Below are 16,310 nucleotides of genomic sequence, written 5' to 3'. Positions count from 1 at the left end.
TAGAAAAGAGAAGTTGCAGGCCTTAAAGACCTGCATAAATGATTTATTTAAACTGCATAGACCGCAAGGGGGTGAGTGGTGTTGATTGACACATGAACTTCATCATCTGGGCGGACAATCACTTCGTGGCTTACGCGACTCGTCACAACCGTATCACATGCAAGTTTCACTGCACATAAACGGCTGCCACCTTCATAGCGCACCCATGTCACCTTACCATTGGTTGAACTGGCATTTTGAATAAGATGAACATCATCAGGGCGCAAAAGTACATCAACATCGGCTGAGTCATGATCTATTTTAATTATCGGCGCATTCCCTAAGTCAGTTGTTGCGATATCACCTAACGACTTTCCAGAAATAAAACTTGCCTCACCAAGAAAACGAGCAACAAAACGATTACTAGGTAAACTAAAACAACATTCTGGTGTGTCGAGTTGTTGAATAACCCCTTCTTTCAATACACCAACTCTATCACCAATAGATAATGCTTCTTCTTGATCATGCGTAACCCAAATAGCGGGAACACCCGCTTTTTTCAATGCATTGCGAATATCCCATCGCAACGTATCTTTTAATGCCGCGTCAAGGTTTGATAAGGGTTCATCCAATAAAACAAAATCAGGTTCATGCGCAAGTGTACGTGCCAGTGCAACACGTTGCTTCTGACCACCTGATAACGTGGCCGGTTTCTTGTTGCGAAACTTTTCAAGACCCAATAATGCAATCCAATGATCTCCTTTAGCTGAATCTGTCAGTCTAAAACAAATATTTTCTTGCACTGTTAAATGCGGAAATAACGCAAAGTCTTGAAAAACCATACCCACTTTGCGCTTTTCAGGCGGAACTTTTTGTTTTGGCGTTGCACGCCACGAACCTAAGTTAATTTCACCCTCGCTGATAGGGATAAGCCCTGCGAGTGCTTGTAATATTGTACTTTTACCACAGCCAGTTGGTCCAACTAGCATGAGGATCTCACTTTTGCCTAGTGACAAGTTAAGATCACTTACCACTCGATTGCTACCATAATCGATAGACAGCTTACTAACTGATAGCATTAAACTGATCCTTAATGTTCTAATTGACTGCGTTTTTCACCGGACAGCATTATAGCTAAACCACATGCTGATATCACGACAAGAAGCAAACCTGGAATCGCTGCGCGACCAAAATAGCCCGCTTCATAAACACGCCATAAATACGTAGATAAGGTTTCAAACCCTGTTGGGCCAAGTAACAACGTCGCCTCAAGCTCACGCATCGATTCTAAGAAAACAAGCGCAGCCCCGGCAATAATACCACGTAAGGTTAAAGGCAACGTAATGCGTAAAAATGCTTCACGAGGACTTGCTCCTAACACCCTGGCAGACTTAACCAAGCTTGAATCTAAGTGCTCAGTACTGGTGCGGACAGAACCAACTGCAAGCGGTAAAAAACGTAATACATACGCAATGACTAATAAAGCAAGAGTTTGATACAACATTGGTAATTGCAATCCACCATACACCAGCGCAGTTCCCATTACGATACCCGGTATACCAAAACCAAAATAAGTCACGCGCTCCATAATACGTCCCGCTTTACCGGTCAGTGCGGCATGCGCTACAGGCACAGCAACTATTACAGCAACAATGGCAGCTAGGCCCGAGGCGTACGCTGAGTTCCATGCAATACTGAAGTCAAAATTAGCAAAGCCATCACGCGCTAACCACACGCAAAAAATACCGAGCGGTAAGCAAATCGCCAAAATCAAAATGGGTGCAAAAGTTAATAGCATCATGCACTTTTGACCATTCGTTGGAAATAACATTAATGGCCGACCATGACGCTCTGAGGCCGTTTTTATTTGCGACTCCATAAACAATAAAAAGCCGACAATTACCATTAGTTGCAGTGATAACATTGCCGCGCGACTTAAACCAAACGCGTTATATTCGACATAAATCACACGGGTAAACGTATCAAGTCGCATCATAGCTGGCGTGCCAAAGTCCGACAACGTATACAGAGCCACCAGTAAAGAGCCGGCAGCAATCCCATTAACTACTCGCGGTAATATGACTCTAAACACACTCATTGTCATCGACATACCCAAGGTGCGTGCAGCGTTAACCATGCTCGCATCAAGACTGAGCAATGATGAACGTGTAGTCAGCATTACAAATGGAAAGGTATACAGCGTCATCACAATCGCTGCACCTGTTAATCCATACATAGGTGGGGTTTCAAACCCTAATAGCTGGTTTATCTCACCACCTGGACCAAACGCTGCGTAGAGCGTAAATGCACCGATGTAGCTTGGTATTGCAAGCGGCGCTGCAAACAACACCAGCCAAAACTTCTTAAAAGGGAGCTGCACATAGGCACTAATAAATGCCAGAGGAACACCAATTAAAATTGAGCCTATTACGGTTAACACCATGAGGGATAAGGTATTACCAAGAATTTTTAAATTATGACTATCAAAAATAGCTGTTGCATCACTGGCTAAGGTGATCAGAATATAAACAGGCGCTAACGCCAAAAGCGCTGCAAGCAGCGCCATAGGATATGAAGCAGGTATGCGCATTATAGAACACCGCTACTTCGCATAAGGTCAAGTGTTGGCCTTAAATCTGCCAATTGTGTTAAATCAACTTTCGGTGGTGATATTGCTGATAAAGCAGGTAAGCCAGAAGGCTGTTCAATCCCTTGAATAAGCGGAATTTCATAGGCCTCGCGAGCAAGGTAGCTTTGTACTTCTGCACTTAATAAATAGCGCATAAAGTTCATTGCATTCGGGTTATCGGTTAATGAAAGTACACCCGAGGCATTAACTAAGCAACCCGCGTCTTGATTTGTGAAGGCAAGATCGAGATTTGCATCAGGTTTGCCCGACTTTAATCTAAGTGTGTAATAGTGATTTGCAAAACCAATATCAACCTCACCACGCTCAACAGCCATCACTACACCTAATTCACCGGCATACGTTTTAGAACGTTTCTGGACTTTTTTAAGCCACTTAGCGGTTTTATCATCGCCTTCAAGAATGCGCATTGCAGTTACAAATGACTGGAATGATGCATAGGCGGGTGCCCAGCCAATTGATAAATCGCTATCGGCTATCGCCATAATGCTATCTGGAATTTGCTCTTTGGTGAGGCGCTTCGTGTTATAGGGTAAGGTACGGATACGCCCTGTCACGGGTGCCCAACCTGGGTAGCGAAATTGCGGCTGTAATTGCGATTCTAAATCGCCTGGTAACGGTTTGGCGAGTCCCGCATCGGTAATTAAACCAATTGCACCTGAGTCCACAGCCCAAAATAAATCAGCCCGTTTCACGCCTGCTTTTGCTTCAGCAACAATCATATTTCCAAGCGCTGCTGTCGGCCCGCGACGAATCGATAGGTTAAGTTTTGGATTTTTCTTTTCGATTGATTTCAATACGTTTTCGTATAAACCACCTTCACCACGGCCTAGGTATAAAGTCAGATCGCCCTCTAGGGCTGGTAGGTCATTCACTGAAATTGGGCTTACTGGGCTTGCGGCAAAAGCACGAGAAAGAGGTAATGGCATGCTGCCCACTACCCCTAACGCAGCCAGCCCTTGAATAAAGGTTCTGCGTTTCACTAAAATACATCCTTACGTGACTTTTCAGCTTCTTCTAATAGCACTTTAGCGCGATCAAGTTTTTCTTGCATATCAATAACCACATTTCTAACTTGGTCAACGTCTTTTTTGTCTGAAATGGCTTTTGGAAGTGTGACGTTAAAATCTTTTTCAAGTACTTCCACAAGTTTTGCGTCTTTTTCAATAAGAGTACCTTCTACGCCTTCAAATAAGTGAAGGTAAGTATCGTGTACAATTTGAGTCGCTTCGTCGCTTAAACGCTCAGCATATTTTGCCACAACGCGGTCTAACTTATGTTTAATTTCATCAATAGTGGCGCTTTGCGTCATGTTTTCAGAGGCCGTCGCTTTTACCGCTTTCAATAAGCCTTTTTGTTGAAAATCAGCGGCTAATTTAACAGCCCCTAGCCCCTGCCATAGAGCCGCATCTAGTGCCTGCTGGTGTTGACGTACTTCGCTTGCAGGTTTTTTATCATCGATGGCCATTTTAATACCATAAATGCTTTGCCAAATAGATGCATAAACTGGAACGTAATTAGTTTCGATGGCACTGTGAAACTTTACTGATTCCCAATACTCAATTAAATCATCGCTTTTAACAGCCTTAGCGCCATTTTTTTCATACTCTGTCACTAAAGCATCCACTTTTGCTATCATCCACTCAACATCATCAGAATAATCTTTTAAGTTTGCTTTAAGGTGATTAACGTGCTCGCCAATTGGGCCATTTGCCAATACTGGTTGCGTAATAAATGCTGATGCTAATACAAGGCTAAGGCCAAAAGTCTTCATTGTGTTTAACGCTAATTTCATAGGGAGAGCATCCAAATTTCTAATTGTAAATGATATCGATTATCATATCCGTATCGATTCACTAAATCAATATGTAGCAGCACTAAGATTACAGAATTAAACATTTTTATTGAGGCTATCGTAAACTTTATTCAGCGTTGAGATAAAGTTTTCATATTCATGTTCATTTATGTCTTTTAGCATCTCTGCTTGCCAATCTAATGCCACCGATCTAATTTTTTCAACCATATCGCTGCCATCACGTGTTAATGACAGTAAGGTTGCTCTTTTATCGAGTGGATCAGATTGGGCGCTTATAATGTCTCTTTCTAATAAGCGTTTAACCGCTCTTGATACCGTAGACTTATCCATGTGTGCCAAATCACATAACGATTTTGCACTTAGCTGACCGTATTGGGCTAGATTGGCAATAATGCGCCATTGTGGCACGGTTAAGTCAAATTGGCTTTGATATAGCTCACTAAATTGTTCACTCATTTGCGTTGCAATATTGTTGAGTGTGTAGGGCAGAAAACTGTTTAAATCAAATGTCGCTTTCATCTCTTTTGTCATGGCTTTTTTACTGTCAAAAAATATTTACAGAGTTAAATTCTATCCTATTTGAATTTACTCTCACATGAGAGTATCTTACCTAAAACCTTTCAGGAGTCTAGTGATGAATAACAACGAATTACAATATATGACAGGCTTTGGTAATGAATTTGAAACCGAAGCACTGCCGGGTGCATTACCAATTGGTCAGTTCAGCCCACAAAAAGTAAACTACGATTTATACGCTGAGCAATTTAGCACAACGGCTTTTACAGCACCGCGTGCAGATAATCGCAGAACATGGTTTTATCGTATTCGTCCTTCGGTTGTTCAAGGCGACTATACAGCAATTGATAATGGTTTAATTCGCACTGCACCAATCACCGAAGTACCAACACCACCGACGATGCTACGTTGGGATCCGATTGATATCCCAGCAGAACCAACTGACTTTATCGACGGTCTAGTCACAATGGCGGCAAATGGTAGCGCAAATGCACAAACAGGTATTGGTATTCATATTTATGTTGCTAACAAGTCTATGGATAACCGTTACTTTTACAATGCAGATGGCGAGATGTTGTTTGTTCCTCAACAAGGCGAACTACTGCTTAGAACTGAGTGCGGCAAATTAACAGTGCGTGCCGGTGAAATTGCCGTTATTCCACGAGGCATTAAGTTTGCAGTTGATTTATTAACGGAGACTGCGCGGGGTTATATTTGTGAAAACTATGGCCATGCGTACATATTGCCTGAGCGTGGTCCAGTTGGTGCAAACGGTTACGCTAATGACCGTGACTTCCACTACCCTGTTGCTGCATTTGAAGATATCGAAGGTCACTTTGAATTAGTTGCGAAATTTAACGGTAACATGTTCCGTTGTGATATTGGTCATTCACCACTCGATGTGGTCGCATGGACGGGTAATAGTGCGCCCTATAAATATGATTTAGCGCGTTTCAATGTCATGAACACCGTAAGCTATGATCACCCAGATCCATCAATCTTTACTGTCCTTACGTCACCTTCAGGTACTGAGGGTGTCGCAAATATAGATTTTGCTATTTTCCCTCCACGATGGATGGTAGCAGAAAACACTTTCCGCCCACCCTATTATCATCGCAATATTATGAGTGAATTTATGGGCTTAATCGAAGGTGTTTACGATGCCAAAGAGCACGGTTTTGTACCGGGCGGCTCAAGTCTACATAATTGTATGTCACCACATGGACCTGAAGCTGATGTATTTGAAAAAGCATCGAATGCAGATTTACAGCCACAACGCTATGAAAATACACTCGCATTTATGTTTGAATCACGTTACGTTATTTCACCAACAAAATATGCCCTTGAAGGTAAAGAGCGTCAAGCAAACTACACAGATTGTTGGCGAACTATTAAAAAACACTTTACAGGTAAACAGGACGTATAATGAAACTTTATAGCTATTTTCGTTCATCTGCGGCGTACCGCGTTCGTATCGCCCTTAATTTAAAAAACATTGATCATGAACTTGTAACCGTAAATCTATTAAAATCGGAACAGCAAAGCGACGCCTATTTGGCAAAAAACCCACAAGGCCTTTTGCCAGCGTTAGAAACCGATCACGGGGTTTTAGCGCAATCATTAGCTATTTTAGAATGGCTTGAAGAAACCCATACAGAAGTCCCTTTACTGACGGGTGATGCATGGCAAAAAGCACAGATCCGTAACCTTTGTTACGCCGTAGCCTGTGATATTCATCCAATTGATAACTTACGCGTTTTAAAATACTTAGCCAATGATCTTGGTGTCGATGATGAGGCTAAGAACACGTGGTATAAGCATTGGGTTGAGGTCGGATTCGACAGCATAGAAAAAATGTTAGATGAGGGTAATCGTTTTTGTGTAGGGAATGAGCCAACCTTAGCTGATGTCTGTTTAGTGCCTCAAGTATTTAATGCACTGCGTTTTAACGTTGATATGAAAAAATATCCAAAAATCGCCGCTGTGTATGAACACTGTAATACACTTGATGCATTTATTGATGCAGCCCCGCAGAATCAACCCGATTCAATATAAATTAAAAGGCCCGATTTAATCGGGCCTTTTGCTGCAAGGATTAGTTAACGGATGATTTATCTTTATTAGGTGAAAGTATCGTATAGTTTGTTGAACTGCTGGTTGTATTAAACAAGCTAGGTGATCCACTCGACTTCATCGTCTCTGGCATCCAATAATTTTCAGGAATTGTTTCATAGATATTAATCCGTGGAGCAATCAATATAGAAGGCGCACCTTGGCTATTGTACCAACCATTTTCATCTAACAAATAATAGTCTTTTTCTTTTACGTATAATCGTTCACCGGCAACACCCGGTTGAGATTTTAATATCTCCCATTCACGTTTGCGACATGGTTTAGACATATCATCACTGCATGAAAAATTACCAAAATAGTTAATCGTGACGTCTCTAGATTCTTGCATCCAACCTACATTTACGCCATCTAAGGTATAATCTTGCTCGGTGCCATTGACTAGATTTAAACGGCGACTATCCGTTTTTGTTAACTGAAAGCCAAACACATTAAAGCCATTATCGCTGTTACCTTCATAATAAAACTCTAGCTTGCCATCTTTCCAGTTTGCTTTTGTCCACTGATTTATCATAGTCTGCCAGAAATTGCCGGGCTCATTTGTTACATCAACGGCGGCTGCACTCGTTTCGTCAACCTTAAAGCCATACATAACTTCAGTTGCGATAACAGCGCCCTCTGCGGAGTATGCAACATTCAGTAATTGTAAATCACCATTTAACTGGTCAATAATTCGGCTTTCTTGATATCGCTGATCAGGGAAAGTAACTTTAAGAACACCTTCTTCGATTTGCCACTGAAGTGCTGTCTCTGCATCTTGTAATTTACCCGTATTATCAGCAGAAAAAACGTATGGGTCTAAAACAAATCCGACAACCCCATCATCACTATCACTTTGATAATGTTGTATTGCCCAAGTGCCTCCCATATCTTCAGCTTTAAACGCAAGGTCAGAGCCTGAATATGGCTTTCTCATTGAGACATCTGATTCATTTGAAACGCTAAATTCAGGTGTTTCAATCACATTTTCGCCCAAGTAAATAGGTGTCATTTGAGCCGTTTGTGACATTGTTAAGCGATAACTATCAATGCTCTCACCTTCGACAATCCTTTTAAGTGTCGCTGTTTGAGGTGAGTAGGTGACTTCAACTTGATAAATCCCTGCATTGAAAAGATCATCAACTTGTTGCTGAGAAAGCCCAGCAACGCCGACATCAACAGAAAGGAACCCGATAATGCCCTGACCACTAGTAAAATCAAGTGTGATAACACCTTCAGTAAGTGCCCAATTGTAATTAACAGCGCCACTACTATGAACATATTTGCCCATACCGTTTTCTTCAAATGTGTATTGCTGGCCACCACGTGAAAGGAACCCTGTTGCTGTAGGGTATGTTCTTACATAGTAAGCAGGTAGAGATGATTCATCGACAGGTGGAGTTAGCTCTGGATCTGCTATTATTTTTGCAACTTCATTTTCGATTGCGCCTGGGTTTGATTGCTCAACAGCGGCGACAAACTCGTTATAAGCGTCTGGGTTTTCAATAAGATCAATTAAATTTTCCGTTCCTTCTGGAAGGGTCACTTCATTTTCGGTCGCATATTTCACGACGGCTGCAGCTTCAATCAACACATCTGGATCAACCCCTTTTTCTACCAATGAAAAGCTTTCAAGGTCAGCCGGTGGTATCCCCTCATTTGCCGCTGTAATAAGCGCAACTAACGCCGTAGAAACAGCGCTTAAACTTACCGTATTAGCGCCTTCATCACCATGGGCAAAATTAGCCTTAATTTTGGGTGCTGCTTGTACTTGGGCATTGGCAGTTAAATCGGAAACAAATGCACTGTATTCAAGACTCGAATTAGTCGCAGATATAGCATTAATACGACTAAACAGATTCGTTTCATCATCGTCAACAGTAAACGTAAACGTAAAATCACCGTTAGCATCGCTCGTTTGTGTGTAATTAGTACCGAGTAAAGTTGCATTAACGGTCGCATTACTAAACTTATCACCCGTAATTGAACCCGCTAAGGTATACGTGTTATCGATACTCGCTATAATGAAACTTTGTTCTAATTCGGTACTATCGCCTGAATCATCTGTAACTGTTACTTTGAATTTAAGCTCGGTATCTTCGGCAACACTTGGTAAAGTAAATGACACTTGTTGTTCAGTCGCACTGCTCAACGTAACTGTGGGCCCTGCTGTTTGCTCCCAGTTATAACTGCTAATACTGCCATCGTCATCAGTCGCATTTACTGAGAGTGTCGCCATCGACTTTTCTTGTGCAGAGCCAAAGTCTGCAGAGACCTTAGGGGCAACATTATTCAACAAACTCACCGTAATTGATTTTGATGTAGCTTGGCCTGCTGAGTCCGTAGCCGTAAGCGTAAACATAGCTTCTGTGTCGTTATCAAGTGCTGGCGCAATAAAGCTGATAGAGTTTGTGTCTGCTCCCGTTAGCGTAATATTCGGGCCTGAATCTTGTACCCAGTTGTAGCTAATACTCGCGTTATCATCGGTAACCGTTGCTGATAATTCTGTGCTTTCACCCTCTTTTACACTCGCAGTGCTATCAAGTTGAATGACGGGGGGAGTGTCGACGACTTCAGGTTCATTTTCATCATTGTCCGAACCACAGCCAGCTAATAATAAAGTAATTGTACTGCTTAGAAGTGCAAGTTTGAGTTTATTCGTTTTCATCACGAGTCCCTTTATTTAAATAAAATGAATTTAAATGAATGAAAACTGAATGATAGTATGGTTTAGTGAATTTGCCAGTTGACTATTAGCAAAAAACTAATAATAAACTGGCTAAAGTGGGCAGGATTTAGGCTTATCTAAGCAGTTGTGGCTATTTTAAAGCCGAGTGGATCAATGTAACATGTTCTATTAAATCAAGACCTAAATCGGTTAGGTAGCCTCCATCGCTGCTATCAGTAATTCCTTTATCGTATAAGCGCTTCGCTGCATCAATCAGTGAAGAATCTGCATCAGAATGAATCTTAATACCTTGCATTTTTGAATTTCGCGGGAATTTAGCGAGGAGTGTTAATTCGTCAATCATATTTTTATCAAATTGCATATGTTCACCTTTTTATTATTTCCATCATTGTGTTTTTATAGCATATAGACTTAAGCTTAGTGAAGATATTAAAAACTGCTACTGCGGGGTGAAATTTGCTTACACGTATCTCAATCTTTTTATTATTTTTTTTAGTGTTTTCTCATATAGCAACAGCGAAAGACACTCCGTTAGTGGTGCTAGATGGTGACAGTGCATTAACCAACGCAAAGGTATGCTGGTATGAAAATAAACGCTATACCGAGGGTGCGATTATTGCTGTCGCGAACAGCATGCTTATATGCGCTACAAAAACAGACCATCTGTCTAATAGTGATCTCATGTGGTATCGATTGAATGAAAACGGCGATATTATTTACCCTAAGCAGGCGAAAACAATTCGTGTCAATTAGCATCTAGTGACGAGATAGGTTACTATTGCGCGGTAATAAGTAACCTAAGATTTAGTATGGATAATCAACCTAATAATCCTTTGCATGGCGTAAAACTTGCCGATATCGTCACTAAGCTACAAGAAAAATTTGGCTGGGAAGGCCTCGCTGCGCATGTCGATGTTCGCTGCTTTCAAAATGATCCCAGTGTAAAATCAAGTTTAAAATTTTTACGTAAAACGCCCTGGGCACGTGAAAAAGTAGAGCAACTTTATGTCGATACGTTTTTCAATACCCAAGAGGACGATATGGCAACTTTCCAGTGGAAAAGCATTAAAAAATAATTATTCTTCTGCCATTATCACCGAAAGCGATTTCGGTGATATTTCTACAACGATTTCATCAGCTGTTTTCACCTCGCCATCAATTACATAGCTTAATTCATTTTCTGCCGTAACACAGACACGCATAGCATTTGTGTGATGGCTGTTAATTGCAAAACTTGTCTGAGTAATGCTCGAAAAAACCAACTCAGCAATACTCAAGGTACTGGCTTTCGAGTCTGCACTTGGGGTAAGCCAATTAACATCTAGTAACCCATCTTTATGGTCGGGCTGCCCTGCTGATTGCGCTAACAAGGTGGTGAATGGTGCTGCGTTGGCGATAATCAGGCTTGTGGTATGAATTGACTGCGGTTCATTGTTATCAAGTTTTACGGTGTAATCTTGAGCTTCATGCTCGCCGAGCGCGTGCCAAAAACCTTGTAAATAGGCCAATTGCCCCGATTCATTTTTTGCATCACGATGCGCTTTTTCTATCATCTTTTGCTCAAAACCTATCCCTACAAGCAATAGCATACGTTCGCCATTACACAGTGCGGTATCAATACGACTCGCCTGCCCTTCAATAATGAGCTCACAGGCTTGTTCGACAGGAATTATTTTTGACCGAATGCCCATTAAAACATGCGCTAACGCATTTGCAGTACCTAATGGAATGATCCCTAATTTACAGGGGGTATCAACTAACACACTTGCAACCTCTGTCACAGTGCCATCTCCCCCACATGCAATGATTACATCGGGCTGTGATTTAATGGCCTCTTTTGCTAAATCAATGCCACTAATTTCGGCCGTTGTCGTGTGTACTGTTAAATCGTAGTACTGTGATAAACGGGCGGTAATTTGTTTATTTTTAGATTCCCATAATTTCGTGCCCGATACAGGGTTAGCAATAAGTACAGCTTTATTTTTAATTAATAAATCACCGGCTTTATGACGTCTTATTAAATGACGTAATTGACGTTTATTAAGATTTGCAGTCTCACGTGTTTCTTTAATTTGCTCAAGTATCGTGTGCACATCTGCATCTTTGTTTTGACTCAATAAATAAGCAGCCATGACAAATACGGAACGACCACGTCCTAATGCACAATGCACTACAACGCGTCTGTCTTCTTTAATCTGATGATGTATCCAATTAATGGCTTGATTTAATTGTGCGCGGGTTGGCACGCTGTGATCAAGTACTGGAATATTTAGATAACGGATATTTTCTTGAGTAGACGACCATTCTAAGCCATCAAACTCACAGGTTACATCTAAAACGGCTGTGATCCCCATTTCTTTCATACTGTCTATGTCAGATGGAAATAATCGACAAGCCAAAAACAAATGCTCGTTTATTTGTTGAAGTGGCGGCACTTTATCGTGTTTTCTAGACCACGCGTTATAAAGTTGTGCGCCAAGTAAAAATGGAATAAACGCCCACCGTATATACATGGGAATAATGCCATTTTCACGTTTACGGAATATTCGCGCGATATCAAAAAAATAAGCCGCGCTCACTAATAATAATGAAAGCGCTGTCCAATAAAAAAATAGCGCAAAGTACACCGTATCTACACGCAACGCAGCAATAATAAACGCTACGGCTAAAACTAAATAGGTTGATGCTGCCCACATAATCACTCCTTGTTATTGTAATTATTTATACATAGCAAGTTTCACTCCAGAGTTTAAAGTACACCACGCCTTTTGATATACCTTAAATCAATAACTTAGCAGATTTACTATTTATATATAAATAAGTTTAGGACATTTTTTCAATAACATATGAATAACTTACACATTATGAATAACTTACACATTATGAATAACTTGAAACCTATAAATTTGCCAATAAGCACATCCCTGCTAACCTAATTAATAGAAAAGAGGTGGGTTAACATTGATTTCACATCCTTTTTTCTAAAAATAATGTTTCGTGCATCTAAACCGGTGAGTAAACCGTTACTTCTATACAACAAGAAAAACAGGAACTTTATGGACAACGATCAACTATTAGCGTTACTGAGTGCAACAGCGAAAGGTGACAAAAATGCCTTCGCAAGTTTGTACAAATCAACTAGCGCTAAGTTATTTGCCATTAGCTTAAAAATGCTGGGTAATCGGGCTCAGGCTGAAGAAGTATTGCAAGATGCCTTTGTAAAAATTTGGCACAATGCCAGTGACTATCAAGTATCAAAAGGGGCAGTTATGTCATGGATGATAAGCATAGTCAGATACCGTTGCCTCGATTTATTACGCCACCACAAAGTGCGTAAAGAACAGAGCTTAACTGATGAGCAAGAACAAGAAGATTTAACGTCTATTCAAGTTGCTTACGAAGATGATTCAAAGTTGGTCGACTGTATCGAACAACTTGATCCACAGCAAAGACAAGTAATTCACTTGGCTTATTATAAAGGGTTGACTCATCACGAGCTTGTTGATCACATTGCATCCCCTCTTGGTACAGTTAAAAGCTGGATCAGACGTGGGTTACAACAACTACAAAGGTGCCTAACGTTATGAATTATGAAAACCAAACACTTATTGATATGTTAGCAGCCGAGTATGTTCTTGGGACATTAAGAGGCCCCGCTCGCGACCGTTTTGCTCGTTTAATGTTAACCTCTACCCGTGCAAGAGAAGCAACATGGATGTGGGAGCAACATCTCAATAACTTAGCAAGTTCAATTGAGTCTGTGCCACCCGATGAAGCCGTATGGGAAAAAATTGCCAGTCGTATCGACCCCAACGTTGTCCCTTTGCAATTAAAAACCAAAAAGCCACGCTCAACGATACTACAAGCATGGTCACTTATTGCCACCGCTGCGAGCATTGTCCTTGCGCTTATTATTTGGCAGCCTCATGAGTCGGTTACATCGCAAGCGCAACAAATTGCACTTTTTAAGAATCAAGCCGAATCTGCACTTTGGTTTATTGATGTCCAAGACGATAGCCTTGCAATTAAAGCATCGACAGCACTTATACCACGCACAGACAAAGATTATGAGTTATGGATGATTTTAAAAGGGCAAGAAGCGCCCATATCCTTAGGTCTACTGCCCAAGTCAGGCCGAATTGAGCTACCTAAAAATACCCAATTTAATGCGAATGACATTGCACTCCTGGCTGTTAGCTTAGAACCCTTGGGAGGATCGCCTAATGGCTCCCCAACCGAGGTCTTATACACCACCGAATTGGTTATTCTTTAAATCTAAAAGCCGTGCATTGCACGGCTTTTTGCATTTTTGTTAAAAAATTTTCAAATTATTGCATCCAATTAAATTCTTCGCCCGTATTTCACTATGACTTAATTTAAAAACTAAGGAAAAAGTCATGAAGAACGTAACTCCATCTCTAATTGCTATTGTAGTATGTAGTACCCTGTTCAGCTTGCCTACAGAGGCATCTAGTCACCGAGAAGCACCGAACATTACACGCTTCCCAACATTAGACTCAACAGACTTTTACGCGTTTAATAGTTACGAAGAAGGCCGTGGCGATTATGTCACGTTCATCGCAAACTATATTCCACTTCAAGATGCTTACGGCGGTCCAAATTATTTTGCGATGGACCCAGATGCAACCTACAGCATTCATATCGATAATGACGGCGATGCTGTAGAAGATATGACCTTTGCTTTTAATTTCAAAAGCATGTTACCTAATGACAACATGGGTGTTGCTTTAACAGTCGGCCCAGAAGGCAATCAACGCACGGTTGCAGTGCCATTAAAGAATGTCGGCGGTGTAGCGGCCGGTAATAATGCAGCGGTTAACTTTAGCGAGTCATATACAGTGAGCATTGTAAAAGGCCCACAACGTACTGGCTCTAAAACAATGCTAACAAATTCAATGAATAGCAGTAATGAATTTTACAAACCGCTTGATTACATTGGTAACAAAACATTCTCTTCAATGAGTGCTTACAAAGAATACGCTGACCAGTACATTTACAGCGTGGCAATCCCAGGCTGCGACGGTATGGGTAAAGTGTTTGTAGGTCAACGTAAAGACCCATTTGTTGTTAACCTAGGTAAAACTTTTGACCTTGTAAATTATGTCCCTGTCGAAGGTGATAGTGCTCCGGGTGCTGGTGATGGCGGTGGTTTTCCTGGTGGCATCACACAATCAGCTGATAATGACGACCTAGCAATGAAAAATGTGACAGCCATTGCTGTTGAAGTACCTAAAGCCTGTGTGACAGGTGAAGGTAATGGCACGATTGGTAGCTGGACAACAGCAAGTCTTCCGCAAGCGCGTATTTTAAATCCAAATGCGTCATTTGCTAAAACAGCGGTTAACGGTGGTGCATTAACTCAAGTATCACGTTTGGGTAGCCCACTGGTTAATGAACTTGTTATTGGCTTAAAAGACAAAGACACCTTCTCTACCTCAGCACCTGCTGACGATGGTCAATTTGCTGATTATGTAACGCATCCATCACTGCCTGAGCTGCTTAACATCTTATTTAAAGATGCCGTGAACAGCACCTTAGGCACAAATATTGAAACACTCGCGCCGACTAATTTCCCTCGTAATGATTTAGTCACTGCATTTTTAACTGGCTTCCCAGGTGTAAACCAACTAGCCACAGTCACACCGTCTGAAATGCTGCGTCTAAATACAGCGATTGCGGCAACACCGCAAACTGAACAATCAGCATTTGGTGTTGCGGGCGATGACCTTGCAGGTTTCCCTAATGGTCGCCGTCCAGGTGATGACGTGGTTGATATTGCACTGCGTGTCGTAATGGGCCGCTTGTGTTACCCAATCCCAGTAAATGGCACTGACACCGACTTAGGCTTATGTACATCAGACGATGCGAGTGTAGGTAATGTACCGTTCACAGATGGTGCCCCTTTAGATGCAACCATGATGGATGCGAGCTTCCCATACCTTGCGACTCCAATTGCTGGTTCTAAATAAGGAGAGCTACGATGCGTAATTTAAAACGCTCTACAATCACACTGATGATTATGGCTGGTGTTCTTGCAGGCTGTAATGACAGTGATAATGATGACAAAGATGATATGAAGCCTGTTCCAGTTAACAAGGCACCCAGTGCAACTGATGCAATGGTAACAACGCAAACAGAGGTTGTTATCGAAGACATGCTAGAGGGCTCTGACCCTGAAGGTGATGCTCTTACTTACAGTCTTGTATCAGAGCCCACATTAGGCAGTGTGGTTGTGCAAAGTGATGGCAGCTATACCTATACCCCTAATGCAGAGACCACCGGCGCTGATAGCTTCGAATTTGCTGTCAGTGACGGTGTAAACAGCCAAGTAACTGCCACTGTCAGTATTACCATTGAAGCATTACAGGTTGATTTTGCTGCTATTGGCCGTGCTGCATTTAATCAAGCTGCTTCTGACGAACCATTACGCCTCAATGGTCGTGTGTTCTTAAACACCGGTGCTGAAGCAAACTTCGATGATTTAGTTACTGGAAACTAAGGTTTAGAAATTTGGCCATGGATGGCTTTTATAA

The 16,310-nt window shown here is 41.6% G+C and carries 16 protein-coding genes; 8 read left to right on the top strand and 8 right to left on the bottom strand.

Annotated features, from left to right (window positions below):
- Positions 1 to 47: 47 nt before the first annotated feature.
- From D0907_RS17925 to D0907_RS17905, 5 genes are all read right to left on the bottom strand, one after another.
- Positions 48 to 1,058 carry an ABC transporter ATP-binding protein gene (locus D0907_RS17925; RefSeq protein WP_118844957.1) on the bottom strand — a complete coding sequence of 337 codons (1,011 nt, stop codon included), beginning with the start codon at positions 1,056 to 1,058 and terminating at the stop codon, positions 48 to 50.
- 11 nt (positions 1,059 to 1,069) lie between these two features.
- Positions 1,070 to 2,569, bottom strand: a complete 1,500-nt coding sequence (locus tag D0907_RS17920) for an ABC transporter permease (RefSeq protein WP_036972726.1) — start codon at positions 2,567 to 2,569, stop codon at positions 1,070 to 1,072.
- Positions 2,569 to 3,609 (bottom strand): extracellular solute-binding protein, encoded by a 1,041-nt coding sequence (locus D0907_RS17915; RefSeq protein WP_118844956.1) that lies wholly within the window; start codon positions 3,607 to 3,609, stop codon positions 2,569 to 2,571. Before D0907_RS17915 ends, D0907_RS17920 begins: the two co-directional genes overlap by 1 nt.
- Positions 3,609 to 4,421 carry a hypothetical protein gene (locus tag D0907_RS17910; RefSeq protein WP_036972731.1) on the bottom strand — a complete coding sequence of 271 codons (813 nt, stop codon included), beginning with the start codon at positions 4,419 to 4,421 and terminating at the stop codon, positions 3,609 to 3,611. The genes D0907_RS17915 and D0907_RS17910 overlap by 1 nt, the downstream gene beginning before the upstream one ends.
- Before the next feature lie 96 nt (positions 4,422 to 4,517).
- Complete coding sequence (locus D0907_RS17905) at positions 4,518 to 4,973, bottom strand: MarR family winged helix-turn-helix transcriptional regulator (RefSeq protein ID WP_244223169.1); 456 nt, start codon at positions 4,971 to 4,973, stop codon at positions 4,518 to 4,520.
- A 103-nt stretch (positions 4,974 to 5,076) separates the two neighbouring features.
- On the opposite strand from D0907_RS17905, the gene hmgA reads away from it, so the two are divergent.
- Both hmgA and maiA read left to right on the top strand, forming a co-directional pair.
- A complete protein-coding gene (gene hmgA, locus D0907_RS17900) occupies positions 5,077 to 6,384 on the top strand; it encodes a homogentisate 1,2-dioxygenase (protein ID WP_118844954.1) in 1,308 nt (435 codons plus the stop codon).
- A complete protein-coding gene (gene maiA / locus D0907_RS17895; protein ID WP_118844953.1) occupies positions 6,384 to 7,013 on the top strand; it encodes a maleylacetoacetate isomerase in 630 nt (209 codons plus the stop codon). The genes hmgA and maiA overlap by 1 nt, the downstream gene beginning before the upstream one ends.
- A gap of 40 nt (positions 7,014 to 7,053) precedes the next feature.
- Here maiA and D0907_RS17890 read toward each other — a convergent pair whose 3' ends face one another.
- Entirely contained in the window at positions 7,054 to 9,735 is a 2,682-nt protein-coding gene (locus tag D0907_RS17890; protein ID WP_118844952.1) for a PKD domain-containing protein, read from the bottom strand.
- A 151-nt stretch (positions 9,736 to 9,886) separates the two neighbouring features.
- The gene (locus D0907_RS17885; protein ID WP_036972742.1) at positions 9,887 to 10,117 is read right to left on the bottom strand and encodes a TIGR02647 family protein; all 231 of its coding nucleotides are present in this window, start codon (positions 10,115 to 10,117) and stop codon (positions 9,887 to 9,889) included.
- 95 nt (positions 10,118 to 10,212) lie between these two features.
- Between D0907_RS17885 and D0907_RS17880 the strand changes: the two genes are divergently transcribed.
- Both D0907_RS17880 and D0907_RS17875 read left to right on the top strand, forming a co-directional pair.
- Positions 10,213 to 10,509, top strand: a complete 297-nt coding sequence (locus D0907_RS17880) for a DUF1496 domain-containing protein (protein ID WP_051501899.1) — start codon at positions 10,213 to 10,215, stop codon at positions 10,507 to 10,509.
- Positions 10,510 to 10,565: 56 nt separating this feature from the next.
- The gene (locus D0907_RS17875; RefSeq protein WP_036972744.1) at positions 10,566 to 10,832 is read left to right on the top strand and encodes a VF530 family protein; all 267 of its coding nucleotides are present in this window, start codon (positions 10,566 to 10,568) and stop codon (positions 10,830 to 10,832) included.
- Here the strand turns inward: D0907_RS17875 and D0907_RS17870 are convergent, their stop codons facing one another.
- The gene (locus tag D0907_RS17870; RefSeq protein WP_118844951.1) at positions 10,833 to 12,452 is read right to left on the bottom strand and encodes a diacylglycerol kinase family protein; all 1,620 of its coding nucleotides are present in this window, start codon (positions 12,450 to 12,452) and stop codon (positions 10,833 to 10,835) included.
- Positions 12,453 to 12,812: 360 nt separating this feature from the next.
- Between D0907_RS17870 and D0907_RS17865 the strand changes: the two genes are divergently transcribed.
- From D0907_RS17865 to D0907_RS17850, 4 genes are all read left to right on the top strand, one after another.
- Complete coding sequence (locus D0907_RS17865; protein WP_036972749.1) at positions 12,813 to 13,343, top strand: sigma-70 family RNA polymerase sigma factor; 531 nt, start codon at positions 12,813 to 12,815, stop codon at positions 13,341 to 13,343.
- Complete coding sequence (locus tag D0907_RS17860) at positions 13,340 to 14,029, top strand: anti-sigma factor (RefSeq protein WP_074989144.1); 690 nt, start codon at positions 13,340 to 13,342, stop codon at positions 14,027 to 14,029. Before D0907_RS17865 ends, D0907_RS17860 begins: the two co-directional genes overlap by 4 nt.
- Before the next feature lie 124 nt (positions 14,030 to 14,153).
- Positions 14,154 to 15,746 carry a DUF4331 domain-containing protein gene (locus tag D0907_RS17855; RefSeq protein ID WP_065979149.1) on the top strand — a complete coding sequence of 531 codons (1,593 nt, stop codon included), beginning with the start codon at positions 14,154 to 14,156 and terminating at the stop codon, positions 15,744 to 15,746.
- An 11-nt stretch (positions 15,747 to 15,757) separates the two neighbouring features.
- A complete protein-coding gene (locus D0907_RS17850; protein ID WP_065979148.1) occupies positions 15,758 to 16,276 on the top strand; it encodes an Ig-like domain-containing protein in 519 nt (172 codons plus the stop codon).
- Positions 16,277 to 16,310: the final 34 nt, after the last annotated feature.

The sequence above is a fragment of the Pseudoalteromonas lipolytica genome (assembly GCF_003515105.1).
Taxonomy (GTDB): Bacteria; Pseudomonadota; Gammaproteobacteria; order Enterobacterales; family Alteromonadaceae; genus Pseudoalteromonas; species Pseudoalteromonas lipolytica.
Note: the sequence above shows the minus strand (reverse complement) of the source record. Positions and strands in the feature narration are given on the sequence as shown.